Below are 26,506 nucleotides of genomic sequence, written 5' to 3'. Positions count from 1 at the left end.
TCATTACAAACCAGTGCCATGGCAGTGAACGGATCGAGCGCCGACGCCGTCGACGCCGGCTACGCGACGGATTGTCTTGGCGGTCGTCGCGCGAGGCGAATCGAGGCGGGGGCGCTCAGCGCTTTGGCACAGCGTACTGGAGAACAAGATTGTGATGTCGGAGATACCTCCGGACGGCCCACCGAACGAGTAGTAACTCCACGGGGCTACTCCGCCGAGACGCGGGAGGACACCTGATGGTCGATGCAGTAATTGCAGACGACTCGGCGGTGATGCGTGAGACGCTCGGAAAGATTCTGGAGGACGGCGGGATCACCGTCGTTGCCCGTGCCAAAGACGGTGTCGAGGCGGTCGAACTCATTGAGCGCCACGATCCCGATGTGGCGACGATCGACATTCAGATGCCCAGACTGACGGGCCACGAAGTGATCGAGCAGGTGATGGCCGAGAACCCGATCCCGATGCTCGTCATCAGTTCGCAGACGACGCGCAACGCGGATGCGACGTTCGACGCGCTTGACGCCGGTGCAGTCGACTTTCTGGCGAAGCCGTCCGGCGACGGCTCGGTCAACATCTGGTCTCAGCAGGAGACGATCGTCGACCGCGTCCGGGCGGTCGCAGAGGCAGATGTCGCAGGGATGGAGACTGGCCGGGTCAGCAAGGACCAGTCCCAGACGATCAGCGTCAGTTCCGAGTTCCCCTGCGATCCGACGCTCGTCATCGGCGCATCGACCGGCGGCCCGCGAGTCGTCGAACAAGTGCTGTCCGAGCTTCCACAGCGGGCAGGCCTCCGAGTGCTCGTGGTACAACACATGGCAGATCACTACACAGAACGATTCGCGAAACGGCTCAACGAACGAACGACGTACGACTTCAGACAGGCCCGAGAGGGAGACACAGTTGGCCCTGGCGAGGGTGTCCTGGCGAAGGGAGGCTCACACCTACTGGTGACCAACGAACGGAACGGACGACTGACTGTCTCCCACGATAACGGCCCCAAACGCCATAACGTCAGGCCCGCCATCGACGTAACGATGGAAACCGCAGCCGAAACGGTCACCGGGAATCTCACCGGTGTGATTCTGACCGGGATGGGTGCCGACGGCGCAGCCGGCCTCGCCGAGATCAAAGACGCCGGCGGGAAGGCGATTGCCCAGGACGAGGCAACCTCACGCGTCTACGGCATGCCGAAGGTGGCAGCCGAGGAAGTCGACCTCGACATGGTGCTCCCGAAGGACCGAATTGCCGAGGGCATCACCAACGCCTTCCGGGGGTGGTCCGCGTGAGCGACGCCACCAGCACCTTCGTCCAAGAAAGCCAGGAAGACATCCAGAAATTAAACAACGCATTGCTCGATCTCGAGGACGACCCCGAGAGTTCCGACGCCATCGAGACAGTGTTCCGCGTTGCGCACAACCTGAAAGGCAACTTTGGCGTGATGGGCTACACCACGGCGAGCAACCTCGCTCACGCTATCGAGGACTTGCTCGACTGCATCCGCGACGACGAACTCGCGGTCACCGCCGAACGGATGGATCTCATCTTCAACGGCGTCGACCACCTCGCCCAGATGGTCGAGGAAATCTCGGACTCCGGCGAGACGAGCACCGATCCCGAGGAGACGATCGACGCGATCCGCGCGTCGATCGAGGGCGGCGAGTCCGCTTCGGCCGAGACCGCAGCGGCGGGCGACGAAGCGACTGGTGACGATGCCGTCGATACCGGCCGCGACATCCCAATCGAGGGCCTCGCCGATGACATCGATCTCGAGGCACTCGAGTCCGACACCGCCGTCTACCGGGCGGCACTCGAATTAGATGACAGTGGCTCGCCGCAGGTCGATGCGATGTTCGTCATCGACGCGGCCGGTGACGAGTACGAGTTACTGCGGACGGTGCCGACGAACGAGACGATCGAGGCAGGCGAGTTCGACGCGGTTTTCGACGCCTACGTGACGGCGACGGGCGACGACGCAGACAGCGACACCGTGGAGGCGTTCTTCGACGACAACCGGTACGTGGAGGGTGCCAGCGTCACGGACGTAACGAACGACATTCTCGACGAGGTGACGGCAGATGCAGACGATTCGGACGACGCAGACGCCGAGTCCGACGATTCGGCGGGGGGTAGTTCGAGTGTCACCCACAGTAGCAAGGAAGTCGAGTCGATCCGCGTCGACGTCGAACAGGTCGACCAGCTGTACAACCAGGTCGAGGAGATGGTCACGAGCCGGATCAAGCTCCGCAAAATCATCGAAGATAACGAGCTGGTCGAAGCTGAAGATGAACTCGAGGAGCACGGCAAGATCACGGCCAGTCTCCAGGATACGGTTCTCGAGATCCGCCTGGTGCCGCTGAAGAAGATCGTCGGCAACTTCCCGCGGGTCGTCCGTGACATCTCGCGCGATCAGGGCAAGGAGATCGACTTCCAGATGGAGGGCGTCGACATCGAGATGGATCGCTCGATCCTGAACGAGCTCGGCGATCCGTTGATGCACCTTATCCGGAACGCGGTCGACCACGGCATCGAGCCGCCCGAAGAGCGCGAGGAGAAAGGCAAACCTCGCGAAGGGTCGATCAAGCTTATCGGCGAGCGCGAACGTGACCGCGTCTCCGTGACGGTGAAAGACGACGGTGGCGGCCTCGACGTGGAGAAGATTCGTTCGAAGGCGATCGAGAAGGGCGTGATGTCCGAAGAAGAGGTCCAGTTGCTCGACGACTCCGAGGTGTACGACCTCATCTTCCACCCCGGCTTCTCGACGACCGACGAGGTGACCGAGGTCAGCGGCCGTGGCGTCGGCATGGACGTGGTCAACCAGGTCGTCCGCGGCGTCGATGGTTCGATCAACGTCGAGAGCGAACCCGACGAGGGAACCGAGATTACGCTGATGCTGCCCGTCAGCGTTGCGATCGTCCGCGTCCTGTTCGTTACCGTCGGCGACGAGACCTACGGCGTTCCGATCAAGAATATCGACGAAATCTCCGAGTTCGAGGACGTCGATATCGAATCCGTTGAGGGGCGTCAGACCGTCACCCACGACGGCAACGTCTACCCGCTGCTGTCGCTTGGCAACCGCCTCGATGTCCCCGACAGCGAACCCGACGAGGACGACATGGTCGTTCGTATCAAAGACAGCGTCAGACAGGTCTGTTTGCGCTGTTCCGACGTCATGGGGCAGGAAGAGGTCGTCATCAAGCCGTTCGAGGGCGTCCTGAGCGGCGCACCCGGGATCAGCGGCGCGTCGGTGCTCGGTGAGGGTGAAGTCGTGATGATCCTCGACGTGGATACGCTGTAGCAAGTACCAACGTACTCGAATTTGACAGGAACTGTAGACGACAGGTGTGGGTGCGTGGCTGGTGTGGCTGGTGACACACCGCGGTACCCGAACAGACAGCACTTCAGTATATGACGGATGAAAACCGACTCGGTCGGGACCAAAGCACGTCGGAACAAGCGGAGACACCGGGGACCGGCGACCTTACAGCAGAAATCATCGCCACGTTGCGTGCGGACACTGACTCGACAGACCCGTCTACAGCACGCGACGAAACCGGCGCTATCTCCGTCGGCATTGCCGACTACGCGCTCACCGACGACGAGACGCCGCTCAAAACCAGCGGCCTCGGCTCCTGTATCGGCGTCGCAATCCACGACGACCACGCAGGCGTCAGCGGTCTCCTCCACTTCATGCTCCCGGCTGCCGCCGACACGAACGGCACCCACCCCGACGCGAAATTCGCCGATACCGGCTTCGAGTCCATGCTCAAGTCCTTTCGCGACCTCGGGGGCACCCCTGCCCGCTCGTGGGCCAAAATCGCCGGCGGCGCAGCGATGCTCGACACCCAACTCACCGCTACTATCGGCGAGCGGAACATCAACGCGATTACGGCCGAACTCGAGGCCGCCCGCATTCAGATCCGGGAGACCGATGTCGGTGGCTACCACGGCCGGTCACTCGAATTCGACCCGGCGACGGGGACGTTGACGGTATCGAGTGCGAACGGCGATGTTCGGCGGCTGTGAGGGCTGTCGGTGCTGTTCGCGACAGAAACGCCGTAGAGCGGCGTGAAACACAGCCGCCAGAATTTATTTAGTGGGTACGTTCCTGATTCCCGACAATGCGAATTCCATCGGGTGTACCGGGGTTCGACGAACTGCTCAGCGGCGGGCTCTTGAAGGACCGCCTGTACGTCATCAGCGGCCCGCCCGGCAGCGGGAAGACGACGTTCTGCTCACAGTTCGTGACCAAGGGTGCGATTGACGGGGAGACGACGCTGTTTCTGACCCTCCACGAGTCCCAGCAGGAACTCGTCTCGGACATGGCCAACTACGAGTTTGGCTTCGACAAGGCAGTCAGCTCCGGCCACGTGAAGGTGCTCAACGTCTTCGATAAGGAAGCACAGCGACTCTTCTCGTCGTCCTCACGAAGCTCCGGAGACTTCCCCTCGAACGTCGAAAACCTCTCGAACCAGCTCGTCGCCTTCGTCGAATCACGCGACGTCGACCGGCTGGTCATCGACTCGACGATGCTACTCGAGTACTACTTCTCTGACGATCTGAACGCGCTAATCAAGTTCCTGACAAAGTTAAAACGCGCCGACGCGACGGTCGTCCTGATTTCGGAGATGACGGATCCGTCTTCCTACTCGGACGGCCACTATCTGGCCCACGGGGTGGTCTTCATGCACAACTATCTGGAGGCCGGCGGGATGACACGCGGGGTACAGATCATCAAGATGCGCGGGACGGAGATTGACTGTGACATTCGGCAGGTCGAGTTCACGGACCGCGGATTGCGAGTCGATCCGAGCACGAAGATCCAGACCTGAGTTCGATGTACGACAAAAGCTTCGGTACGGACTGGGAGTCGATCGACGGCCGCGAAGAGGTCGTCGAACGGGCCTACGCCCTCGGCGTCGCAGTGCGCCTTGGCGACACGTACACCGACGAACTCGATCGGCTGACGAATCAGGTAGAGACGACCTACGACGAGAGTTTCGTCAATCTTGCTTATCAGAAGGGGCGCGACGAGGCGGCGAATTTGTCGAGCCAGCCACCCAGGGAGATCTGGCAGGAACTGGTCGAGGATCAGACGATCATCGAGGCCAAGGAGACGGAGGAAACCGACGACACGCTTCCGGACGCGATTCGCGGCGTCGACATCGACAGTCCGCCTGCTGACAGCACTGAGAGTCTTCGCAGACCCGGGCTGCTGGAACGCCACCGTGCAACACAGGGTGAGTCGGAGGACGGCGTTCAGAGTCTGTTCGGTGACGGTCGGTCGATCTTCGGACGCTCGATGGCCAAGATCAGGCGGACCCAGTCACAACCGGACTCGCAAGGCGACGACGAGGACGGGGATAGTGGGGATGGCGATGACCCATCGGACGACACCGACGAGGCTGGTAGCAGCGACGAGCCACCAGCCACCGACTCGAGTTCGTCGCGCCAATCGAGGACGGACTCGAATGGTGGCAAGCGACCGTCGTCCAGTTCGTCATCGAGCGACGGCAGCGGTGGGTCCACGTCGGGGTCGGGCGAGGGGGCATGATAACGCGGCGGTCGCTAGGGTACTCGAGTGGCGAGCAGCGAACGGCGATGCTGAGCGATCATGCTGGGTGACGAAACTGGCACTCGGGCCCTGACGTAACACATACCGAACTATTCTCCCACGCAGATAGGTTTTGGAGTCTGAGTGGTGGCGTCTCAGCCAGCAAAGGCTGTCTGTTCGTCATCCGACGGCGAGACAATACCCGTGACGCTGTAGATGACGTAGCTCTCGAGGCGGGGTACTCGAGTCGAGACTGCTCTATCTTGTCGCCGTCTGTGGGTGGAAATCGTTCGGCCCACAGCGAGGAACCCAAAAGCCGCAAACGTGGCTAGGGACACGAAAACGACGGTATTCGGGCCGTCTCACACCGCGACAGACGAGACCAACACTGGGGCTGACAGAATCCCTTCGGAGAAGAACAACACCCCAGAATGTAGGGATGATGCTAAACAAATCAACTTATAGGGTGGTTCTTTGCGGAGCTAGAACGACCGGAGGTCCTCGAGTACCGCTGCGGCGCTGCCGTCGTCGATGACTTCGCGGGCGCGGTCAAGTCCGGCTTCGAGACTGTCGACATCCTGACGAGCGTACATCCGGAACGCGCCGTTGAGTGCAATAGCGTCGGCGAACTCGTCGTCGCGCTCGCCGGCGAGGACGGCCTCGGTGATGGCCGCGGAGTCGGCGGTCACGTCGTCGACGGCGAGGTCGTCGCCCTCCATCTCCATGCCGTACTCGGCGGTTTCAATCTCGTAATCCTCGAAGCCCTCTTCGCCGTCGGCACCCGTTTGGTCCCACTCGGCCACCTTCGTGTAGCCCGGCCGAATGTCGTCGTAGCCTTCCATCCCCTGGAAGAAGATCGCGCGGGAGAACTCGAGTTGCTCGCTCCCTTTGAGTAGGTCGGTCATCTTTTTCGCGAACGCAAGGTGGTAGAACGAGCCGAGGTGGACGTCGGCGTTTGCGGGGTTGGCGACGGTTTCAATGGAGTTGACGAAGGTTCGGACGCCCATCTGGTCGCGCCGGTCGAAGAGGTCGTGGACGCCGGGGTTGAACTCGGGCTGGTAGTAGAAGCCAAAGCCGGTCTCGTCGACCATGTCGGCGCTCTCTTCGGGTGTGAGTTCGGTCCGGACACCGAGTTCGTCGAGAACGTGTTTGTAGGCCGTTTCCTTCTGCGTCGGGACGCCGTCGCCGGAGTGGACGACGACGGGGGTGCCCGCGGCCGCGGCGACGATGCCAGCACCGACGCCGAGCAGGGCGGAGGTGTGCTTGCCGTCGTAGTTCGCGCCGCAATCGACCGGATCACAGTCCGGTTCGGCGGTGATCACGGCCTCTTCGCGCATCACGTCGGTGTAGGCCGCGAGCTCTTCGGGGTTGTTTCGCTTCCAGCGGTTCGCCAGCCAGAACGCGCCGAGCGTTGTCTCGTCGGGTTTGCCTGCGAGGATTCGCTGGAACGCTTCCCGTGCCTGCTCGCGGGTCATGTCGTCGGCGGACTTGTGTCCCGAACCGACGACTTCCGTCATCAGCCGTTTGAGCGGCCACTCACCGAACTCTTGGGATGCCTGAGCCATGCGAACTGCTTGGGACGGGCGGCGCAAAAGCCTCCCGTTTCCGGCGGGGGCACCGTTCGAACACAAACGGGTACGGTTGTCGGTGCATCAGTCGGGTGGTGCGCCAGTGGCTGGTGTGTTGGTGCAGCGTACATCGCTGACCAGGGCCGTGGGTCGTCCAACGTTTCTACCTCTATCTATTTATCTCTCTACTCCTGTCTCCATCTCCTCCGCTCTATCGACCAGCAAGTCGTCACATCACGAGTGTGACGAGCGAGCCTATCGCAGTCCAGCCAGTGTCCCCCGTAGCTAGGACAGGAACACCGCGGCGACACGGCTGGCGTGCTTGGAGTGACGGACTACAGGAATTGTAACGACGAGTGCGGTCACGAGTCCGGCGAGGCCCGCCGCCGTGTACATCGAGAGGAGTGGGAACAGTTCAAACGTTGCGACCAGCGGAGTGAGCGCAAGTGCAGCGAGAGTGGCGCGAATTGCCAACAGACGGATTGCCTGCGAGGGCAGATCGGCGGCGACGAGCCGGCGGCCGAGTACGATCAACTGCCAGCCGGCGAACGCGCCGAGCGAGGCTGCAAGAATGAGGATTGACTCCATCATTGCGTCGCTCGTCGTGACGAAGAAGCCGCTGAAGACAATAGCTGCGGCGAACGCAATTGTTGGCCGGTCGACACCCTGCCGACTCGCGAGCGCCTGCACTGCGAGAAGCAAGAGCGCGCCGACGGCAACACCGGCCACCACGTCGACGAGGTAGTGGACACCGAGTGCGACGCGACAGAAGGAAACGGTTGCGACCAGGCCAGCCGCCACGGCGAACCGACGGCGGCGTGTACTCACGGTGAGCACGGACGCCAGGCCAAAGAAGACGATCGTGGTGTTGACTGCGTGGCCGCTCGGAAAGCCGTAGCCGGATGCGAAGGCGGTCGCCTCGTAGAGTTGTTGGACACCGAACGGAAGCAACTCCGGATCGAGTAGTGGCTGGTCTGGCCGCGGGAAGCCGAAGATTTCCTTCAGCCCCTTGTAGAGTCCCATCCCCGCAAGCCAGACGCCCGCGACGGCCCCGATATCGTCGCGGTTTGGCGACCCGACCCAGTACGCGACGGTGAGCACGAGCGCCAGAAACCAGATATCGCCAAGTTGGGTGAGCAGGGCGATGATGACGGCTGCCCACTCGGGAATGTACTCTTGAATCGGTCCGAATTCACCGATGCCACGCGACATTGACGAATACTCACACGCGAACTAGTAAAACTCCTGCCTATCAGTGGTTGTGACTGCAACTCCTTTATTTAGGGGCGGACGCAAATCAAAATCACCTTTCTTTCACCCTATTTAAGTACACCCTCAGCCTGCGGTATGAATTCCTGCTTATATCTCTGCGTAACTCCAATAGTCATGGGTAATAGTCCTCAAATTCGCTTTCATCGTCGTCTGAATTAGTCATCTCTCGCCCTCAGTTGCATTGTGGGCCGTTTCCAATACTATCTCTGTTTGGTGGATGGTAGTTGCCAGAGTCGTGCATTTCCGACCTTTCGGGAAGTCACCTCACCCTTGTCTTCTAATTCAGAGAGTTTGGCAAACGCCGTCCGATACGCGCATCCCACTTCATCGGCCACTTCTTGTGTACTGGCTGCGCTAGAGAGTGATTGTAACGCCTCAGTGAACGATCCCAGTGGATACGTCTCGGTGTACTTCCCGCTTTCTTCGTCACGTTCTTTCGGCACTACTTCACCCATTTCGTTCACTTGTACAAGTTAGTTTTGACCACATCTACTAAGCACCAATGCATACTAGTGCAATGGAAAACGTTTTACCAATGCAGGCTAGTGCATTGGATGTGGAAATCCGGACCCTTGGGGCGTGACTATTCGAGGAAACGCCCGCCTGCTGGTACAGGCGGACCGGGTCCCCACGCTACAAACGAGGTAACCCATGAAGGAATTAGACTGCACTGGACTTCAGGATTCCGGCAGCGACGCAGATAACGATACTCGAATCATCAACAAAAACTACTGCGGCAAGGAGGGACCACGATGAGTTCCCTCGATTCGACGGATATGATCACGTCCCATGAGAACATCCCGGACGTGACTGTCGACTTTCTCACACCGACGAGTGTCTGGCACGTCCCCGCGGAGGACGGGCCGCTGATCAAGTCACTGAATCTTGATGCCTTCCGAACAGTCTGCGAATTCGAGGAGACACTCGACGAGATTGTAACCTCCGATCCAGCCGACAGCGAATGGGTGAGCAGCCGATGAGCAGCATACCGTTCCCAGCGGCTATTTCCCGGGATCGAACACTGAAACCCACGCCAGTTGGTGTGGATATTGGGGTGAAAAACCTCGTCGCCGCGGCCCCAGTGGATGCTGCTCCGGAGTCGGCAGTCGTGATAGAAGGTGACCACGTTCAGAAGGTCACAAAATCCTCGTCGAGGCGATGCAGGCGCTTCAGGGCGCGAAGTTCGACACCACCAATGGACAGACTCAGCTGTTCGCGGCACTCTGGCACCAGATCCGTCCACAGGTTTACGATGCCGCTGTCCGCGTCGTTCGCTACGCCCAGGAGTTCCCCGCGCCGACGCTCGTGCTTGAGGATCTGTCGTTCTGCGAAGCGACACTGTGGGAACGCCGGACGACTGACGACGTGGGGTCGTGGTTGCTCCCGGCTCTTCAGCACGCCATCGCGGTGAAAGCACACGACGCGGGCGTTCCCATGAGGTACGTCGATCCGAAGTACACGACTCAGCAGTGTCACAGTTGTGGCGAGCTCGGACACCTCGAGCGCGAGACGCTGGAGTGTACAATTGAAGACTGTCCCGTCAACACGGTGTGTCGCGACCGGAGTGCTGCCGTGAGCATCGCTCAGCGAGCGGACCTCGTTGAGACAACTGCAGTGGCCTACCATGCAGATGATTGACGACATCAACCGCGACGTGTTCGTCCGGATCTAGACCCTGCTAGCGGTCGGCGATTCGATCATGACCGACCGGCACCACGCCAGCAATGGGAAAGACGATCATAGGGAAGCCGGAGGGCGATCGCAAGCAGCAGACGACGAAGTATTCGACCACGACACTAGATGAGAGGTCCTGTTACACTCTCTCAGGCATGCTGATCCGATAAGATCTATTTCGCTCCGGACGCTATTGCCAGTGTACGAGATACCTATGTCTGCCCACGACGACCGAACCGATGTCGATGTCGTTATCGTCGGTGCTGGGCTGTCCGGCCTCACTGCAGCGAGAGAATTGACGGCCGACGGCCACGAGGTAACTGTACTTGAGGCTCGTGACCGCGTTGGCGGACGACTCGCTGCCCACGAACTCCCGGATGGCACCGTTGCCGATCTTGGAGCCCAGTGGATCGGGGTGTCACACGACGCCGTCATGTCGCTCGTCGAGGCGTTCGATCTCGAACTGACGGCGCAGTACGAGGACGGCCACGACCAACTCGTGATCGACGGCGACCGTCTGGCAGCGGCAGATGCAACCCAGGCGCTCCCGTCACAAGCCGACGCGGAGTTGACGGCAGCGGTTGACGAGCTTGAAACCCTCACAGCACAGCTCGTCTCTAACGATCCATCTGCGACACCCCAGGCCGAAACACTGGATGCAACGACACTCGAGTCGTGGAAGCGAGATCGGATCGACTCGACAGTTGCTCGCAGGGCGTTCGATGCGTTCTTCCAGTCTGAGTTCCCCGTCGAGACAACCGATATTTCGGTGCTGTACTTCCTCACACTTCTCGACAGCGTCGGCGGCATCGAACGACTAGTCGGCGAAACTGCGACAACCGAGTCGTACCGACTCGTCGGCGGCTGCCAGCAACTCGCGAAACAGCTGGCCGGGGAGCCCGGTGACGCGGTTCGTCTTGAGACACCCGTCCGTGCGATCGAGCGAAGCGACGACAGCGTCCGTGTTCGGTCTGATGACACTCAGATCACCGGATCGTACGCCATCGTTGCCGTCCCACCGGCGGTGGCCGGACAGATCGAGTACTCGCCGCCGCTCCCCGTCCGACGGGACGGGCTTCACCAGCGCATGCCGATGGGTGAGGTTATCAAGTTCGTCGTCGCGTACGAGGACGCGTTCTGGCGTGCCAACGGCTATTCCGGCACGGTGGTCGACGCCGACGGTCCTGTCAGACTGGTCGCTGATAGTACGCCACCCAACGGAGAGTGTGGCGTCCTCGTTGGCTTTCTCACAGCAGACGACGCCGTCGAGTGGAGCGACCGGCCGACCAACGAACGACGCGAGTGCGTGCTCTCAGCACTCCAGGACTACTTCGGTCCCGACGCGGGCGATACACTCGAGTACGTCGACTGTTCGTGGTCGACCCAGCCGTGGTCACGTGGGGGGTATGCTGGCAACATGACGCCGGGGACGCTAACGAGCTACGGTGATGCGCGGTCGAGGCCGACTGGGCGGCTCCACTGGGCGAGCACGGAGACCGCACGTGAGTGGAGCGGCTACATGGAAGGGGCCGTTCGCTCGGGCAAGCGTGCGGCAGCAGCGATCGGTGACCGGCTGACAGAGTAGCGGCCGGTGTGTCCGACCAACCCGAAAGCGATACGGCACCCGTTTCCCTAGAGCCGCCAATGACCACATCGGCGGGGACCTGGCGCGACGCCATCGACGACGTCGACGCAGCGCTCATCGACGGCTACCAGAGCGGCTTCCCCATCGAGGAACGCCCGTTCCAGCGGGTCGGGTCCGAACTCGGCATCGAGGCGGACGAGGCCGTCGACCGCGTCCGCGAACTCATGGACATTGGCGTCGTCCGCCGGTTCGGTGCCGTGCTCAACCCACCCGTGATCGGCTCCTCGACGCTCGCAGCCGTTAAAGCCCCAGCGGAGCAGTTCGACGACATCGCTGCGACGATCAACGGCTATCGGCAGGTCAACCACAACTACGCCCGCGACCACGAGTGGAACATGTGGTTCGTCGTCACCGCCGGCTCACAGGCCAAACGCGACGCGATCCTCGACGAAATCGAGGCGGAAACGGGTTGCCCCGTGCTCATCCTCCCGATGCTCACCGACTACTACATCGACCTCGAGTTCCCCGTCGTCAACACCGATCGCTTCGCCCGCGAGTCACTCACCGCACAGACCGACGCGTCGGCGACCCGGATCAGCGAATCCGCGACGGGCTCACTGTCGGTACTCGAGTCCGACCTCTTGCTCGCAATCCAGGACGGGTTCCCGCTGTCGGCGACCCCGTACCGAGATGTGGCCGACGAACTCGGCGCAGGCGTCGAGGATGTCTTGAGTGCAATTGAGCGGCTGCACGCGAACGGTTGCATCAAGCGCATCGGCTGTATCATCAACCACGTCGTGACCGGCTTCGATTCGAACTGTATGGTCGTCTGGGACGTGCCGGACGAGCGCCTCGACGAGTGGGGTGAGCGCGCGGGCGGGCTGCCGTACGTAACACTGTGTTACCACCGCCCGCGACGGCCTGAACAGGACTGGCCGTACAACCTGTTCACGATGATTCACGGCAGAGATTCCGATGCCGTCGACGAAAAGATCGACGAGTTGGCGACAGACTACCTGCCGGTCGACCACGATCGACTCTACTCGACAGAGACGCTGAAACAGACGGGTGCGCGGTACGAGGAAATCGTTGGTTCTGCCGACGAATAACGGGGCACCATCGCAGCGGCGGACCGCCACGATCTGACCGCAGCACCTGATCGCAATTCAGCCGAATTTTCTCGTTTTCTGGATACGTAACGCTTCGTGCGTCTTGGAGTTCCTGCTCTTGGCGTGCTTGCTGTGCCTGTGCGGCCTGTTCTGCGTTGAGTTGGCCGCTCTCGGGGTCGAGTGCTCGTGCAAGCCAGAGGGCGCTGTAACTCACCGCGATGAACCAGATGATCGCGAGGGTAGTGTCTATAGTAGCCACTGCAAGTCAAGCAAGTCAATGCAGTGGCTGCTATAGTTCCCACGCCTCAGGTGCGTCGATAGTCAGCGTCAGCTCAAACTCCAATTAGTACCAGTGTTCTCGACAGTCAGGTCGACGGTTGGCTGCGTACGTGGATACGAGCTAAAACGCTGATCAAAATGCGGTCACTCTACCTCTGCCACACAAACGAGTGTTTGTTACTGAAGTCTCGCCTGTGAGTTAGTTCTTGAACCGAACCCCAATCAGCGCTGTTGCGAGTAGGGCAGCAATTGCTGCGGGAACTCCAAAGCCAGGGATTGGAAGCATACTGGAGTCTTCCTCAACAGTGACGGTACCGGCAGCTGCATCGTTGATTGCGATGTCAAACTGACCACTCTCGTCGAACGAGTAGGTGAAAGTAATGATTTCCACTTCACCTGGACTGAGGCTGACGGTCTGTTCGTCTGCGGAAGTACCATCGACAATCAATTCTGCGGTCAAGTTATCGGCTTCGCCACCAACGTTCTCGATGGTGGCACTAGCTTCAATACTGTCTCCGACTTCCACTTCCGAGTCACTCAGTGACACGTCAGAAAGTTCGAAGGCAGCTTCGTCATCAGGCTCACTTGGATCATCTTTGTCGTCATGGTCATCAGCAACAGTGACCGTTCCAACTGTGGTCTCGCTTACTGCAACCTCGTACTCACCAGCCTTGTCGAACGTGTGAGTGAACGTAACGGATTCCGTGCTGTTTGCGCTCACATGACTGTCCTTCTCATCGACGGTTTCGCCGCCGATCATGAGTTTGGCAGTATACGTTCCATCGCTTTCACCGCTAACTTCCGAGATCGTTGCAGTTACATCGACCGACTCACCGGTCGAGATCTTTGTGTCACTGATACCCACATCCACATCAAACTGGGGTTCATCTGGATCTGGGTCAGATGGTGGTGGAGAGGTACCACCGCCGCCTCCGCCGCCACCACCGCCTCCGCCGCCACCGCCTCCACCTGAGCTATCATCTTCTTCAATTTCGATCGTCCCTTCGCTGACTTGGACTTCATCACTCGAGACACCAGTTGCTACGTGGATCCACTGGTATTCAGTTTCGGCCCAGTCGTCATAGGTTTCGACCGTAATCCGTTCACGTGTGTCACCGACGATAGCTGTTGACGAAGCATCTAGCTGAACATCGCCTTCATTAACCGAAGGGCGGTCGCTAAAATCAGCTTCGCCCATAAAGAAGCTGAAAATTGATTCAACCGTGAAAACACCAGAGTGTGCCTGGTTGTTGAGTTCGTTGCCGAAGAGTGAAACGTCCTCCTCTAGGTTCTGGACGCCGTGTAGTGATTCAATACTGGTGTTGAAATAGATATCCGTAGCAGAGATGTCCGTACCGAGATCTCCGTCGATATAGAGCCCACCTTCATCTGACTCATATTTGTCCTTATCGTACAGAACAACCCCGTGATTGACGCTTCCATCAAGTGACTCATCAAACTCTGATGCGGTTACATCGAACGTGATATCGTCACCGGGCTCGGCCGAAGAATCTACATCTACATCAGATGGGTCCTCGTGAGCTATAACTTGCTCTGTACCGAGGAGTGTACCATCTATGCTTTCAAGTTTTCCCTCACTCTCGTCTACGCTGAAAGTACCATCAGTTGCAGCGATGTACGTGTATGCTCCCGCTCCTTCATCGAAATCAGCCTCATGGCTGAACTCACCGTCGTCTACCCTCTCACTATCAATACTAAACGTGACGTTCTCGTTTAGGCTCTCAAGGTTCTCTTGTGTGAGTTCAGATTCCAACTGTCCGATGCTTGTTGGTAGGTCACTGAAATCAACATCGTCATTGTCAATATCTTCAGTCAGATACCCGGATAGAATTTGAACGTCATCCCCGCTATACTGATTGGCATTGACGTTTATGTGATCTCCAAAATTGAGGGTCACACCGTCATCGACGTTGTAGACGCCAACAGCATCCCACTCAACGGGTGTGTAGTAGTTATCTGTCTCTGCAGAAAGGTCGTCTGGCAGACTAACTGAGACACCAGCGCGATCAGTGTCTGCATTAAGTGCCAGCGGTGCCTCCTCCCACACAGAAAGGTTGCTATTGAGCTCTGCCTCATTCGCTGTTCCTATATTTCCGCTGGCCCCTACAACTCCGGCAAATGGAGAGAGGAGCATGATTGTGACTAAGAAAGTCACCTTTACCAGTCTTTCTGAACCACTCATATATTAATTAATCAAATCATACTGATTTAATAGTTTCGGGGGAATGCGTGCATAGTTTGCACTGGAGGTCTTTTTCTTTCTGAGAGTGTGTTTGGCGGTAAAATGGAAAAGCGAACTCAATACTCAGCGGTCTTGAGCGATCACAGCGACAAGTATTGCTGCGATAGCGAGGACAGTGAGGACCGCAGTCGACATCCCAAGACCATCGTCATTCCTTTCACTGGAACCGGCTGTGTCATCAGTTTCTTGGGTTTCGCTGGGTACAATTACGTTTGAGTCGCCGTCATCATCACTGTCATCGGTTTCTGTTTTATCTGTTTGCTCATCGGTATTATCCTTGTCATCACTCTTGTTGCTTTCCTCGTCGTTTGATTCCGTGTCATCGTCATCTCCCCCCTTGTCGTCATCTGCTTCGTCCTTATCACTGTCATCTGCCTCACTATTCCCGTTGCTGTCATTATCACCGATATCGTCGTCTTCATCCTCCTCAGCTGAGTCAGTAACCGTTAGCTCGCTTCCTTCGACAACTGCGTGGGGAACTTCGTAGCCTTCGACCGTGTCATCACCGATGACAGCACCGTAGACCTCGTAGGAGTCAGTTCCAAGTGCTGCCATCGACTTGGTTGCACTGTAACTCGTTCCATCTGTATGCTCAAGCATGAGCTCTGTTGCCGTGTCGCCGCTCCAGATAACGAGTTCGACCTCATCAGGGTGCCCATCAATACCAGCTGATTCAACTGTCGCCTCGAAGGTTACGTCCTCTGTGTCATCGACTGTAGTGGGATACTCTAGTGAGATATCGTATCCTTGGACAACAACAGGTATGACTGCCTCTCGACCCTCGTCTGTTTCGAGAGAGAGCATGTAGCCACCTGGTTCGATCGTCTCATCAATCTCGAACTCCAGTGTGCTATCCTCATCCTTCTGAGCCTCTGGTTTTGTGTCTGTATTGTATAAGTACAGGTCATACTCTGTTGGTCCACTTACATCGACCTCGAGTGTCTCTCCCTGTTCTATAACTGCAATTTGGTCGATTTCATAATCATCCCCCCTAATATCCACAGTCTCAGTCGGTGTCTCAATCGCTGGATCAGCAGTCATCTCGGTATCTGTTGTCGCAGCGACGGCTGTTACACCAATTACCGCAGCAGCGAAAACACCGGCTATGAGGAGGGCACTCAGTCCGATACTCTGTCTCATGTTTCGTAATCAATTAGGGACAAACAAAATCTTTCCCCTAGTAAAGTCTGTCAATATTGTACGTGGGCGGGGCAATCTCGACAGCTTCATTCGAAGCCGAATGTGTTCATTCGCAAGCAAGTACTACAACTCATCGATAGATTGAACCACTCCACTCAGACTGACTGGCGAGTAAGGTGTTGAGGAGCTAGACGAGTATCCAGTCACAAGCAGCGCTTCAAAGTCATCGACAGTGTTGTACTGCTCCTGATGAAGTAATGCCTTTTCTCCAAGAGTCGTACTCTCGTAGAGTCCTGATCGCTCAGCCGGCCCTACTTTTTGCACGAGTCCATAATCAGCAAACATTGGGAGACGCGTGTTGATATTCGCCCGTGACTTGCCGGTATGATATGAGAGGTTCATAGCTACATTACGACCAGTTTCCTCGAGTGTCGCTAGAATAAGACAGTCTGTTGGTTGGCGAAGTTTCATACTACCCTTAACCGCAAGCAGATGGGTGTGTCAAATATTTCTGTTGGCTAATTGGCCTGTCTGCTGATTCTGGGACCGAACATATTCTACACCACCGACGGCCAGACAGAAAATTTGCATCGTTGTTGAAGCCATTAGGAATCTCACTGTGGCAGTCAAAGTACTGTCTGCAGACGGAACAGGTCGAGCGACTTGGGGCCATACGGAAGACGTTGTCTTCCGTGATCAAGCGAACCTTCGGTTCGCAGCCTGCTTGTCTTTTCTACAAAATGTCCAGGGGTTTTGTCCTGCTCAGACGCCAGCCTGCAACGATCGCTGCGATGGTTCCAACAACAAGTGCGATGGCAAATCCACCAAGTAGTATGTCAGATGATGTTTGGACGAGGCCATCGAATCCAACAACTGCTGCGGCAATCTGGTTCAACAGCTCAACTGCTGGTGTGGTAAGAACCACACCAAGTAGTCCACCCGCGAAACCGATTGCCAGTCCTTGCCCAATGATAGAACCAATGAGAAGTGAGGATGAGACTCCTTGAGCAGTCAACGCAGCAACAGCCTCTCGTTGCTGATAGACAACCAGTGCGAGCAAGTTAAACGTTAGTGCGACACCTGCACCAATTGCGAGGACAACAAGCGCAGCACCCGCAGCAAGCACTAGGGCTTGTTCTTGGAGGACGCTCTCGAGTTGCTCCTGATTTGTCTGAATCTGATACTCAGGGTGGGACAACTCGAGATCGGCCTGGACCGTTTCTGCGTCGGCGCCGTCAGCAAGCGTGATCGTGATGAACGTTGCCGGCTCCGTTCGGGTCTCACCGGTTGCTTCGTGGAGCTCACTCAACGGCATCACAACCGTCGATGTTCCAAGCATCCGCTCAAATGTGGGTGAGAATCCGACGACGGTCACTTCAGTATCACGGGCTGCAGAGAGGGTTCCACCAACGTATAGTGTATCCCCAATATCGACATCGAGGGTCGCTGCTGTTTCCTCATCAAGCAGAATTTCGTTCGTCCGTTCACCGTCGTAGCTTCCGTTAGCGTAGTATGTGTCCCCGCTGAAGCGCTCTCCCTCGGTTACCTGGACAGATGGCCCGCCCCCAGAGACACCAGCACCGACGAACGTCTCAAAGTCTGCTGTCGGCTCAGTACCAACGTAGATCGTCTGGAAGGCCATTGGGATTGCATGCTGAACATCTTCGTGAGATTCCATCTCGCTGGCAACGGTCCGGGAATTATAGAGGGAGTTTTCGAAGCCACCACCGCCAGCAGTCGTCAGCCGGGTTTCACCAGCAGTTACCCAGAGATCCCGGTCCGCAGACTCGAATTGTTGGTGTCCGGTATCGATGACACCCATTCCAGCGCCAGCAAGCAGTGTCATCGACAAAACAGCGAGCGCGACACCAATAATGGCTAATCCGAGCCGGAACCGATGGTGACGGAGCTGGGCAATTGTAATGGCAGTAGCAGCACGCACCCGAGCGGCCCATCGACGGATCGCCACCCACCACTGTGTTCCTCGCCCCGTCATTAGGGGACACCTCCGGAAACGCGCCGCGCCAGTACCAACAGGTACGGAAGCGAAAGGACGCCAATGAGCAGCCCCACACCCCCTCCATAGAGGAGAAACCACGATTCTGAGAGGGCGATTGGTTCAGTCGTGAGTAGTTCCATGGCTCCAGTATTGACTGCCCAGATCCCACCCATCCCTGCAACTGCACCGAGGAATCCACCAATCCCTGTGACAACCATCGTTTGGACCCCGACGAGTACCAGCTGGCTTCGGGTTGAGATCCCGATCGCAGCGAGCGTCGCCAGTTGACGTTGGTCGGCAACCACCTCGAGGCCGTTCGTCGTCAACACAAACAGAGTGCCGACCGAGATAGCGATGATAAACGCAGTCACCGCAAGCGCTAGCGGGAGTTCTGAGTCCATTGCTTCGTTGGTGGTTAATTCTCCTCGCGTGAGGACTTCTGATTGGGGATATCTATCCTTGAGTGTTGTTTCGACTGCTGGTGAGTTCGTCCCCACGATGAACTGGTCGGCCTGGTCGTGTTCAGCAGCGCCTGTGAGTCTCTGTAGTTCGCTCAACTGCATGACTGCCACGGGAACGTTACCCACTGTATCGGAACCGTCGTCAACACCAGTTACAGTGAAGGATTCGTTGCCTGCGACCGTCAGTTGTGTCCCCGACCCGGCTTCAAGCAAATTGGACGCACTCTGAGAAAGGACGACATCACCGGTCCAGGGCCCATCATATGAGCCATCGGCGTAGTACGGATCACCATCGGAGAGGCCATCGGTTGTGACGCCGGTGACAGCGTCTAATCCGGGCTCATTGATAACACCGACGACGAGGATAAACTCAGTTTCTCCGTCGGCTTCCAGTTGGAGTATCTGTGAGAGAACAGGCGTTGCAAACGTAACCTCCTCAGTCCTGAATTGCTCGGTCGAATCATGCACCGACCCAAAGCGTGGGTTATCCGTCGCAAGGAGCGGTGAACTACTACCGCTATCTTCAGGTACGACCCAGTAATCGATATCGTCATCATAGACCGTTGTTCCAGTAGCGAGTCCGAGGCCGAGTCCAGTGACGACAACGAGTAATGCGATGATCGCAGCAACACCGAGAATACTCAACTGCATGCGTCGCTGATCGGTACCAACGGTCCGTGAGATAGTCCGACGAACACCGACACGAATCAGACCAATCCAGCGGGTGAGACGCGTCCGAACACTCATGTGTCAGCCTGTGTGGCCTCCACTCGAGTTCCATCTCGAAGCTGGACGATACGGTCAGCAATCTCGAGGGTGGGCTGGTCATGAGATGCAAGAACGACTGCACGATCGGTTGCAATCCGCTTGAACTCCTCGAGAACGCGCTGGCCCGTTTCGGTGTCGAGTTCGCCTGTTGGCTCATCAGCAATGATCAGTGTTGGATCCGTTGCGAGTGCCCGTGCAATGGCGACACGTTGTTGTTCACCACCGCTGAGTTCACCCGGACGATGACTGATTCGGTCTTCAAGACCAACACGTGTAAGGAGCGCCTCAGATCGTTCACGGCGCTTTCGTGTCCCCATCCCGAGTTCGACCAACGGGAGCGAAACGTTTGCACGCGCAGAGAGCGAATCGACGAGGTGGAAGTGTTGAAAGATAATGCCAACGTGTTCGAGTCGAAGCCGAATCCGTTCTCGTCGAGAGAGTGTTTCGAGATCCTGGTCTTGAAACTGAACGGTTCCAGCTGTTGGGGTTTCAAGCCCAGCAAGCAGATGTAAGAGTGTGGATTTGCCACTGCCACTTGGACCAGCGAGGCCGACAATTTCGCCGGCGTCGATAGCGACTGATATCTTATCGAGGGCGGTTACCGACGGCGGCTCTGGCCGACCCAACAGTTTGCCAACGCGACCGGGTCCCGACCCGCGTGTGTATACTTTGGTCACATCAGTGGCATAGACAACGGGTGACCGATCACCCTCAGTGGGGTGGGAGGAAGACGTGGCAGCGGGTGACATATTCGGAACAGTCGTGTGCTCACAAATGAAACTATCGCAATGATTTGTATGTTTTGGGTACATAGAAACCCCGAGCATTTACGATGGCTGAGTGATCCTATTTGACTAGATGGCGACTCACCGACGGATGCAGTTTATTCGCGGGCAAGTAGCGTGGATGCTCGCGATGGTTCTCTCGCTTACGCTCTTGGGATCGTTCTCCTATGAGTTGTTTTTCGTCCTCTCATTGATCGGCCTGTTAATCATCACCGAACTGACGGCCCCCTTTGCTGTCGCCCCAGACTGGCGACGCCGACTTCGGTGGATAATTCTCGTTGGTCTCGTTGGCTTTGGTATAATCGTTATCCAGCGAATCCTGGAGATTCTTCCACCCGAGGTGCTTCCATGGTAGTCTTGAGACACTGTATTACCGTGTCTGAGGTGAGTCAATGAATCCACTCGAGTGGTTCCGTAATCGGAACTCGCGAACTGGGATTGATTGGCCTCGAGTTCTACTGGCAAGCCTCCTTGTCGTTGTTTGTAGTGGCTTCCTCATCGCTGCAACGACCTCGTCGGTGGCGTTCGGTCCGTTCAATCCATCCTGGAACGGCATGTCTGAGTTGCATACGCAGGTCAACGATGAGCCAGGCGTCGAGAGTGACCTCATTCGAGAGACAACACGGTATACAGACCACCAGTCAAATGAAACGGTGGCAGTTGTCGTTGCACCGGATGAACCCTACACTGGGGACGATGCTGAGCGTGTTGCACAGTTTGTTGCTGATGGGGGAACGCTAGTCGTACTCGAGAACTTTGGAACAAACGGCAACCAGTTGCTTGCAGACGTCGGTGCAGAGGCCCGCGTTGATGGTGAGTTGCTTCGTGATCATCGGAGCAATTATCGAGGCCCATCGATGCCGATTGCGACCGGCGTCGCGAACCACACATACACTGCGGATGTTGAACAACTAACGCTCAACTACGCTGCGTCGGTTGAGTCACAGACGGGCACTGTCTTGGTTGAAACAAGCGATACTGCATACCGTGACCTCAACCGAGACGGCGAACTCAACGATGATGAAGAGCCCGGTGCGTATCCTGTGGCAACAGTCGAAACTGTTGGAGCGGGGCAGGTGATCACTGTCGGAGACCCCAGTATTGCTATTAATGCGATGATCGACGAACCAGATAACGCAGCGTTTCTTCAAGCCATCTATACAGACACAGACCAGGTCCTGATCGACCTCTCACACGCAGATGATCTCCCACCACTTGCTGGGGTAGCGTTAACGCTGCGAGAAACACCGCTATTGCAGGTACTCGTGGGGGCAATAGGAATTGGCCTTATTGCAGTCGGAACTCGCTCTCGTGATTGGCTCCGATCTGTCGTTATCGCTGTCTATTCGCGGGAGAGACCAGGCACGTCTCGGGCGATGTCTTCGGATGGTACTGCTGTCGTCGGTACTCGAGTACCGACACTCGATGATGAGCAGCGTGCAGCAATACTTCGTGAGCAACATCCCGACTGGGACGAAGAACGCATCTCACGCATCATAACAGCACTTAACCATACTGGATTGGAACAGGAGGACAACGAATGAGCGCCGACCAGCTGAACGATAGCGACGACGATTCAACCCAACTGCTGCCAGAGGCCCTCTATGACGACATCCAGTCGGCGGTAGATCAGGTTCTAATCGGCAACGAGGTGGCAGTCGAACAGCTCACGATCGCGTTGCTAACGCGTGGCCATGTCCTTCTCGAAGGCGTCCCCGGTGTCGCCAAAACGACGCTTGCAAATCTCTTTGCGCGTGCAACGGGGCTTGAGTACAACCGTATCCAGATGACACCCGATATCCTACCGGCAGACATCACGGGGACACACATCTACCGTGAGAATACTGGTGAATTCGAACTCCAGCACGGGCCGATCTTCTCAAATCTGGTCGTTGCTGACGAGATTAATCGTGCAACACCGAAGACACAGAGTGCCCTTCTTGAGGCGATGCAGGAGGAGAAGGTGACGATCGGAGGTGAGACTTTGGATCTCCCAACGCCGTTTATGGTTATCGCAACACAGAACCCACTCGAGATGGAGGGTGTGTTCGAGCTCCCGGAAGCACAACGAGACCGGTTCCGGTTCAAACTGCACATTGATATTCCAGAGCGAGCGGATGAACGTGAACTGCTTGACCGCTTTGATGAGAATCCAGATTTGGGTCCAGAAACGGTCGAACAAGTCGTTGAGCCAGCGCAACTACTCGAAGCACGCGAGATCGTTGCTGGTGTCCATATCGCTGTACCGGTCAAGGAGTATGTGCTAGATTTGGTTTCTGCATCCCGAACCCATCCCGATGTTACACATGGCGGCTCACCACGCGCAGCACTTGCGTTCCTCGAAGGTGCTAAAGCCCGCGCAGCAATCCATGGTCGTGAGTATGTGATCCCCGATGACGTGAAAACAATCGCTGACTCAATTCTCACTCACCGACTTGTATTGAGTACCGATGCTGATCTGAACAACGTTCAGCCAGAGGATATCGTCGAAGATATCGTCAGTTCGGTTGAGCCGCCGAGCTCGGATGTCGGTGCTATACAGCCACACAGTAGTTGAGGCACGAAAGATCTGTGTTGGCCAATTCAGGCTACAAGCCGAGTAGTGGGACAAGCTTGTAGCCCGTAATCGGCCGTGTGCCAGATTCAACGGCTCGATGAATCGAACAAGGTGTCTACTGTACTGCTCTGGTAGCAGGGCGAAGAGGACTCTCTCGTTAGTCGTCTGTTCTTGGGACCAACTACACTCTCCTTCGCATGTGTGTGGTAGGATGGAGAAGAGATCAACTTGATGGGTGCTTGTCGAGAACGATATATTTCATCACTATAGTCGAGAATATAGTACTGTTTTACCCGAGTGTTTTCTCGAAGAAACGTTCTTGTCGCAACTCTCGAAAAGTAATCAATCAGAGCTACGTTCAGCATTGCCCCAGCGACAGGTGACGAGCCAGTCTGCCTGGCCAGAGTCTGGTGACACTTCAAGCGTAATTGGCCGGTCGAGGCCCGTGGCAAATCCAACGGCAAGGAACGATCCAATTGGATGATCAAAGCGATCGACAGGGCCGAACGCACTTCCAGTAATGGCGACCGTTACTCGATCGTGCTCAGGGTCGCTATCGACATCGGTGCTGCGAGCGAGTTCAAACTGCTGAACGAGTGCATCGGTCAACTGTTCAGCAAGCACTGGTGGACTGGTTGCAAGTTCGCCAGACAGTCCACATTCGAACTCGCGGAAGAGTTCGGTTCCGGTTGGGGTTAACAGTAATCCACGACTATCCTCGTCGACAACAATCGGCCCCAACCGTGAATCGGGGATGGTAAATTCAGCATGCTGGGGCACGTATAGCTGTGCAGGCTCACGCTCACCTGGTACGTACACTTGCTCATCGTGCAACCCAAGTTCGTCGGCGATTCCTGCCAGATTTGTTGTAGTGGCGGTGTAGACACGTTCACCAACATCAGCAGCGACGAATTGGGTTGGCGTTAGATAGTACGTGAGTAAGGCACCAAAGAGCCCCGTTGCTCCAAGTCCAATCAGCACTTCACGCGCGGCCGGAAAGAGTAGTCCACCGAGGATAGCCAGTATTCCGATACCTGCTAACCCAAATGCCGTTGTTCGATACTGTGATCGACGTGCCCGGACGTATTCCTCTCGCAACCGTTCGTTTTCTTCTGTGAGGAGTTCAACTTGTGCTGAGAGTTTAACTGCTTCAGGATCGGAATTGGTGGCCTCAGTGTCGGTTTCGGCTTCTGTATCTGTCTTGGAAGAACTCATCAATCAGTCCTCTGTCGCGGATACGTTCGGTTCAGGAACGAGTCCGAGCTGGACACGTTCGTAGCGGTGCATCGTATATGCTCCCAGGGCAACACAGAAACCAAGTGTTCCTGCTGTAAGCCACACTGGCTGTGTCTGGGCTACCAGCCACGTCAGACTCCCAAACACGCCAGTACTGGCCAACAGAACAGCACTCTCGAAGCGGCCCCATATTCGGCGAAGAGTCGGTAAGAGAGTCACTGGGAGAAATGCGAGCATGATTCCGACAGCCATCACTGTATCGACCGCTGGAACCAGTGCTGCAAGGACAACAAATCCAGTTGCAATCGCATATGGCGTTCCAAGAGCATACCACATGCCAGTGGTGATGAGTACGATGAGAAGACTCAGTGGACCAACAGCCAGCGTCAGCAGGCCCGCACAGACGAGCACTGCAATGGCTGAGGAGACATCACGTGCCGGCAACGACGCAGTGGTTGGCTGAGTGTTCATGCAGGTTTACCTCGTGGCCGGCGAGCAGACAGCACACTCGAGAGGCGATCTTTTGGCCCGACTTCGAGGGCAGTAACACGATTCAGTTGTGCAAGGTCGCGCCGGAACGATTCGAACTCGACATAGCGATCGTACGCTCGTTCGATATCTGCCAACCCGCCAGACTCATACAGTACTGTCGGTGCAAGCAACACTATGACGGCATTTCCGTTCTTTCGAGCGGCCGTCACTGCCTCACGGAGCTCACCTGGATTCGAATCATCCGTACAGATAATCGTCAACTGTTGTGAATTGTGCTGTTGTATCGCTGTTCTGACCGCGCCGTAGAGTGGTTCTGACTCGATTCTTGTCTGGTAGCTCTTACGGGCTGCGTAGAACGGTCGGAGTGTCGATACAAATGTCTCCTCCTCTCCGGTAGCAGTGATCGCCTCGAGTTTCATCCGCGCATCAGCAGTTGTGTTTCTCACACTTGATTGTCGTCTATCCGTGCTATGTGTCTCGGGCAGCGTTAAGTGTGGTGTGTGTGGCTTTGTAGTGGGGGTCTCCTGCTCGACGGTAGTTGGCTCGAGAGTGAGCAGTTCGTGCTTGATTCGAGTATACATTACTGGCGTCGTTGTCGGCTCGATATGCGTCGTGATTCCGGCATCGCCGACACCGAGTAGTCCAACCGGGTCACCGAGTCGACGCGCACTCCCCATGATCGCGAGTGCAACCTCACGGAGGTACTCGAGTTTCGTCTCGCCAGGCTCGCCTGTCATGAGGTCACATCGCTGGTCGATAAGCAACAGCGTCCGGCGATCAGTTTCACCCTCGTATTCTCGTACATGTGGCGAGGAGAGACGTGCAGTCGCCTTCCAATCGATTCGGTCCATTGTATCGCCCGGAATGTACTCTCGCAGTTCTGCGGGCTCGATGCCGAATCCGTGGCGGCCACCATCGTGTTCACCGTATGCCGTTGCCAAGCGATCACCGCCTTCACCGACGTGAATGGCTCGAGGTTCGCGTGGTTCGACGGTTACTGAAGGTGTCGTTCCGATCAGAAGTGTTTCCCGAAAGAAGTCGTTCTCGATGGTCAGTGTCGGCGTGTCGAATTGGTGATGGCCTGCAACTGGCCATGAAATGGTGGTCGTGTGACTGACAGCTGTTTCGCCAGGGTCTATCGTCACTGATGGTTGTGCCTCTGCTACCGTTGCTGTTGGAAGGCCGGCTTCGATTTCAATCAACAACGACGATGGGTCAGCGAGTGTTGCGGCCAGCGTGACTGGGATTGAATCGTCAGTTTGGACCCCAGAACGGACTGGTGCTTGTTGCACTTCGAGATTATCAACTGTTGTTCTGAGCGTTCGTAGAAAATAGTACTGCTGGGCGATGATCCACGAACCAAGAAGTGTACTCCCAAGGAGTAACACTGGCCGAGCAACAATGACTGCCAGCAGTCCAAGCAAACCTGCCAGTGCGATTGCTGCCCATAACTGGCGCGTGGGTTGCATATGCGTTCGATACGCCGGGGGCCTGTTGAAGGTACTGATTGTTAAACGCGCGGAGAACGACATTCTAAACCGAAATACGGACCCACAACAGAGAACTGAAACTCTAGGACTGCAACGAACAGACACTTGGTGACGATCGACGATGGTACAGAGTGTGATCCGATTTGGGGACGATGGGTACGAGAAACGGCCGGTCTTCCTCTACGATGATTTCTTCATCACGCCGTTTCGGGGGAGTTCTTCGTCATCTGCAGTTGCTTGATCGCTTCCCGCAACTATAGTAGCCACTGCAAGTCAC

General features: G+C 56.9%; 24 protein-coding genes. 13 read left to right on the top strand and 11 right to left on the bottom strand.

Annotation, left to right across the window (positions count from 1 at the left end):
- The first annotated feature begins 18 nt into the window (after nt 1-18).
- The 6 genes from C482_RS21415 (at nt 19) to C482_RS19760 (ending at nt 5,551) form a co-directional block, all read left to right on the top strand.
- On the top strand, nt 19-237 hold the full coding sequence (locus C482_RS21415) for a hypothetical protein (protein ID WP_152422062.1): 219 nt from the start codon (nt 19-21) through the stop codon (nt 235-237).
- Nucleotides 237-1,286, top strand: a complete 1,050-nt coding sequence (cheB, locus tag C482_RS19780) for a chemotaxis-specific protein-glutamate methyltransferase CheB (RefSeq protein WP_006169612.1) — start codon at nt 237-239, stop codon at nt 1,284-1,286. Before C482_RS21415 ends, cheB begins: the two co-directional genes overlap by 1 nt.
- Nucleotides 1,274-3,295, top strand: coding sequence for a chemotaxis protein CheA (gene cheA, locus C482_RS19775; protein WP_006169610.1), 2,022 nt, complete (start codon nt 1,274-1,276; stop codon nt 3,293-3,295). Before cheB ends, cheA begins: the two co-directional genes overlap by 13 nt.
- Nucleotides 3,296-3,405: 110 nt before the next feature.
- Nucleotides 3,406-4,023 (top strand): chemotaxis protein CheD, encoded by a 618-nt coding sequence (locus C482_RS19770; protein WP_006169609.1) that lies wholly within the window; start codon nt 3,406-3,408, stop codon nt 4,021-4,023.
- A gap of 95 nt (nt 4,024-4,118) precedes the next feature.
- Nucleotides 4,119-4,829: an RAD55 family ATPase gene (locus C482_RS19765; protein ID WP_006169607.1), complete on the top strand. Its 711-nt coding sequence runs from the start codon at nt 4,119-4,121 to the stop codon at nt 4,827-4,829.
- A 5-nt stretch (nt 4,830-4,834) separates the two neighbouring features.
- Nucleotides 4,835-5,551, top strand: coding sequence for a hypothetical protein (locus C482_RS19760; protein ID WP_006169606.1), 717 nt, complete (start codon nt 4,835-4,837; stop codon nt 5,549-5,551).
- Between the two features lie 482 nt (nt 5,552-6,033).
- On the opposite strand, the gene C482_RS19755 is transcribed toward C482_RS19760, so the two are convergent.
- Nucleotides 6,034-7,116 carry an anthranilate phosphoribosyltransferase gene (locus C482_RS19755; RefSeq protein WP_006169605.1) on the bottom strand — a complete coding sequence of 361 codons (1,083 nt, stop codon included), beginning with the start codon at nt 7,114-7,116 and terminating at the stop codon, nt 6,034-6,036.
- A gap of 288 nt (nt 7,117-7,404) precedes the next feature.
- A complete protein-coding gene (locus C482_RS19750) occupies nt 7,405-8,331 on the bottom strand; it encodes a phosphatase PAP2 family protein (RefSeq protein ID WP_006169603.1) in 927 nt (308 codons plus the stop codon).
- Nucleotides 8,332-9,143: 812 nt separating this feature from the next.
- Here C482_RS19750 and C482_RS19745 point away from each other — a divergent pair.
- The 4 genes from C482_RS19745 (at nt 9,144) to ahbB (ending at nt 12,759) form a co-directional block, all read left to right on the top strand.
- Nucleotides 9,144-9,371 (top strand): hypothetical protein, encoded by a 228-nt coding sequence (locus C482_RS19745; protein ID WP_006169601.1) that lies wholly within the window; start codon nt 9,144-9,146, stop codon nt 9,369-9,371.
- 178 nt (nt 9,372-9,549) lie between these two features.
- Complete coding sequence (locus C482_RS19740; RefSeq protein ID WP_006169600.1) at nt 9,550-10,029, top strand: zinc ribbon domain-containing protein; 480 nt, start codon at nt 9,550-9,552, stop codon at nt 10,027-10,029.
- 250 nt (nt 10,030-10,279) lie between these two features.
- The gene (locus C482_RS19735; RefSeq protein ID WP_006169598.1) at nt 10,280-11,650 is read left to right on the top strand and encodes a flavin monoamine oxidase family protein; all 1,371 of its coding nucleotides are present in this window, start codon (nt 10,280-10,282) and stop codon (nt 11,648-11,650) included.
- 59 nt (nt 11,651-11,709) lie between these two features.
- On the top strand, nt 11,710-12,759 hold the full coding sequence (ahbB, locus tag C482_RS19730; RefSeq protein WP_006169597.1) for a siroheme decarboxylase subunit beta: 1,050 nt from the start codon (nt 11,710-11,712) through the stop codon (nt 12,757-12,759).
- 478 nt (nt 12,760-13,237) lie between these two features.
- Here ahbB and C482_RS21665 read toward each other — a convergent pair whose 3' ends face one another.
- The 6 genes from C482_RS21665 to C482_RS19705 form a co-directional block, all read right to left on the bottom strand.
- Nucleotides 13,238-15,241, bottom strand: a complete 2,004-nt coding sequence (locus tag C482_RS21665) for a CARDB domain-containing protein (protein WP_152422061.1) — start codon at nt 15,239-15,241, stop codon at nt 13,238-13,240.
- Between the two features lie 123 nt (nt 15,242-15,364).
- Nucleotides 15,365-16,441 carry a hypothetical protein gene (locus tag C482_RS19720; protein WP_006169593.1) on the bottom strand — a complete coding sequence of 359 codons (1,077 nt, stop codon included), beginning with the start codon at nt 16,439-16,441 and terminating at the stop codon, nt 15,365-15,367.
- 123 nt (nt 16,442-16,564) lie between these two features.
- Nucleotides 16,565-16,912, bottom strand: a complete 348-nt coding sequence (locus tag C482_RS22560; protein WP_006169592.1) for a hypothetical protein — start codon at nt 16,910-16,912, stop codon at nt 16,565-16,567.
- Between the two features lie 262 nt (nt 16,913-17,174).
- The gene (locus tag C482_RS19715) at nt 17,175-18,437 is read right to left on the bottom strand and encodes an ABC transporter permease (RefSeq protein WP_083858662.1); all 1,263 of its coding nucleotides are present in this window, start codon (nt 18,435-18,437) and stop codon (nt 17,175-17,177) included.
- A complete protein-coding gene (locus tag C482_RS19710; RefSeq protein WP_006169590.1) occupies nt 18,437-19,648 on the bottom strand; it encodes an ABC transporter permease in 1,212 nt (403 codons plus the stop codon). Before C482_RS19710 ends, C482_RS19715 begins: the two co-directional genes overlap by 1 nt.
- On the bottom strand, nt 19,645-20,418 hold the full coding sequence (locus C482_RS19705) for an ABC transporter ATP-binding protein (protein ID WP_049897028.1): 774 nt from the start codon (nt 20,416-20,418) through the stop codon (nt 19,645-19,647). The genes C482_RS19710 and C482_RS19705 overlap by 4 nt, the downstream gene beginning before the upstream one ends.
- Before the next feature lie 127 nt (nt 20,419-20,545).
- On the opposite strand from C482_RS19705, the gene C482_RS19700 reads away from it, so the two are divergent.
- Genes C482_RS19700 through C482_RS19690 form a run of 3 tightly spaced genes read left to right on the top strand, consistent with a single transcriptional unit; the run spans nt 20,546 to nt 23,011 of the window.
- On the top strand, nt 20,546-20,809 hold the full coding sequence (locus C482_RS19700) for a hypothetical protein (protein WP_006169588.1): 264 nt from the start codon (nt 20,546-20,548) through the stop codon (nt 20,807-20,809).
- 37 nt (nt 20,810-20,846) lie between these two features.
- Nucleotides 20,847-21,998 carry a DUF4350 domain-containing protein gene (locus C482_RS19695; protein WP_049897027.1) on the top strand — a complete coding sequence of 384 codons (1,152 nt, stop codon included), beginning with the start codon at nt 20,847-20,849 and terminating at the stop codon, nt 21,996-21,998.
- The gene (locus C482_RS19690) at nt 21,995-23,011 is read left to right on the top strand and encodes an AAA family ATPase (protein ID WP_006169586.1); all 1,017 of its coding nucleotides are present in this window, start codon (nt 21,995-21,997) and stop codon (nt 23,009-23,011) included. The genes C482_RS19695 and C482_RS19690 overlap by 4 nt, the downstream gene beginning before the upstream one ends.
- Before the next feature lie 342 nt (nt 23,012-23,353).
- Here the strand turns inward: C482_RS19690 and C482_RS19685 are convergent, their stop codons facing one another.
- Genes C482_RS19685 through C482_RS22775 form a run of 3 tightly spaced genes read right to left on the bottom strand, consistent with a single transcriptional unit; the run spans nt 23,354 to nt 25,680 of the window.
- Complete coding sequence (locus tag C482_RS19685; protein WP_006169585.1) at nt 23,354-24,226, bottom strand: hypothetical protein; 873 nt, start codon at nt 24,224-24,226, stop codon at nt 23,354-23,356.
- 3 nt (nt 24,227-24,229) lie between these two features.
- A complete protein-coding gene (locus tag C482_RS19680; RefSeq protein ID WP_006169584.1) occupies nt 24,230-24,718 on the bottom strand; it encodes a hypothetical protein in 489 nt (162 codons plus the stop codon).
- Nucleotides 24,715-25,680, bottom strand: a complete 966-nt coding sequence (locus tag C482_RS22775; RefSeq protein WP_338043535.1) for a DUF58 domain-containing protein — start codon at nt 25,678-25,680, stop codon at nt 24,715-24,717. The genes C482_RS19680 and C482_RS22775 overlap by 4 nt, the downstream gene beginning before the upstream one ends.
- Nucleotides 25,681-26,506 lie beyond the last annotated feature (826 nt).

Source organism: Natrialba chahannaoensis JCM 10990 (assembly GCF_000337135.1).
GTDB classification, from domain to species: domain Archaea; phylum Halobacteriota; class Halobacteria; order Halobacteriales; family Natrialbaceae; genus Natrialba; species Natrialba chahannaoensis.
Note: the sequence above shows the minus strand (reverse complement) of the source record. Positions and strands in the feature narration are given on the sequence as shown.

Excerpts from the sequence above, each read along its gene's own strand:
- C482_RS19745 (WP_006169601.1), top strand. The coding sequence starts at position 9,144 with ATGAGTTCCCTCGATTCGACGGATATGATCACGTCCCATGAGAACATC.
- ahbB (WP_006169597.1), top strand. The coding sequence starts at position 11,710 with ATGACCACATCGGCGGGGACCTGGCGCGACGCCATCGACGACGTCGAC.
- C482_RS21665 (WP_152422061.1), bottom strand. The coding sequence starts at position 15,241 with ATGAGTGGTTCAGAAAGACTGGTAAAGGTGACTTTCTTAGTCACAATC.
- C482_RS19695 (WP_049897027.1), top strand. The coding sequence starts at position 20,847 with ATGAATCCACTCGAGTGGTTCCGTAATCGGAACTCGCGAACTGGGATT.
- C482_RS19770 (WP_006169609.1), top strand. The coding sequence starts at position 3,406 with ATGACGGATGAAAACCGACTCGGTCGGGACCAAAGCACGTCGGAACAA.
- C482_RS19715 (WP_083858662.1), bottom strand. The coding sequence starts at position 18,437 with ATGACGGGGCGAGGAACACAGTGGTGGGTGGCGATCCGTCGATGGGCC.
- C482_RS19705 (WP_049897028.1), bottom strand. The coding sequence starts at position 20,418 with ATGTCACCCGCTGCCACGTCTTCCTCCCACCCCACTGAGGGTGATCGG.
- C482_RS19685 (WP_006169585.1), bottom strand. The coding sequence starts at position 24,226 with ATGAGTTCTTCCAAGACAGATACAGAAGCCGAAACCGACACTGAGGCC.
- C482_RS19765 (WP_006169607.1), top strand. The coding sequence starts at position 4,119 with ATGCGAATTCCATCGGGTGTACCGGGGTTCGACGAACTGCTCAGCGGC.
- C482_RS22560 (WP_006169592.1), bottom strand. The coding sequence starts at position 16,912 with ATGAAACTTCGCCAACCAACAGACTGTCTTATTCTAGCGACACTCGAG.
- C482_RS19760 (WP_006169606.1), top strand. The coding sequence starts at position 4,835 with ATGTACGACAAAAGCTTCGGTACGGACTGGGAGTCGATCGACGGCCGC.
- C482_RS19720 (WP_006169593.1), bottom strand. The coding sequence starts at position 16,441 with ATGAGACAGAGTATCGGACTGAGTGCCCTCCTCATAGCCGGTGTTTTC.
- C482_RS19750 (WP_006169603.1), bottom strand. The coding sequence starts at position 8,331 with ATGTCGCGTGGCATCGGTGAATTCGGACCGATTCAAGAGTACATTCCC.
- C482_RS19735 (WP_006169598.1), top strand. The coding sequence starts at position 10,280 with ATGTCTGCCCACGACGACCGAACCGATGTCGATGTCGTTATCGTCGGT.
- C482_RS21415 (WP_152422062.1), top strand. The coding sequence starts at position 19 with ATGGCAGTGAACGGATCGAGCGCCGACGCCGTCGACGCCGGCTACGCG.
- C482_RS19755 (WP_006169605.1), bottom strand. The coding sequence starts at position 7,116 with ATGGCTCAGGCATCCCAAGAGTTCGGTGAGTGGCCGCTCAAACGGCTG.
- cheB (WP_006169612.1), top strand. The coding sequence starts at position 237 with ATGGTCGATGCAGTAATTGCAGACGACTCGGCGGTGATGCGTGAGACG.
- C482_RS19680 (WP_006169584.1), bottom strand. The coding sequence starts at position 24,718 with ATGAACACTCAGCCAACCACTGCGTCGTTGCCGGCACGTGATGTCTCC.
- C482_RS19700 (WP_006169588.1), top strand. The coding sequence starts at position 20,546 with ATGCAGTTTATTCGCGGGCAAGTAGCGTGGATGCTCGCGATGGTTCTC.
- C482_RS19710 (WP_006169590.1), bottom strand. The coding sequence starts at position 19,648 with ATGAGTGTTCGGACGCGTCTCACCCGCTGGATTGGTCTGATTCGTGTC.
- C482_RS19690 (WP_006169586.1), top strand. The coding sequence starts at position 21,995 with ATGAGCGCCGACCAGCTGAACGATAGCGACGACGATTCAACCCAACTG.
- C482_RS19740 (WP_006169600.1), top strand. The coding sequence starts at position 9,550 with ATGCAGGCGCTTCAGGGCGCGAAGTTCGACACCACCAATGGACAGACT.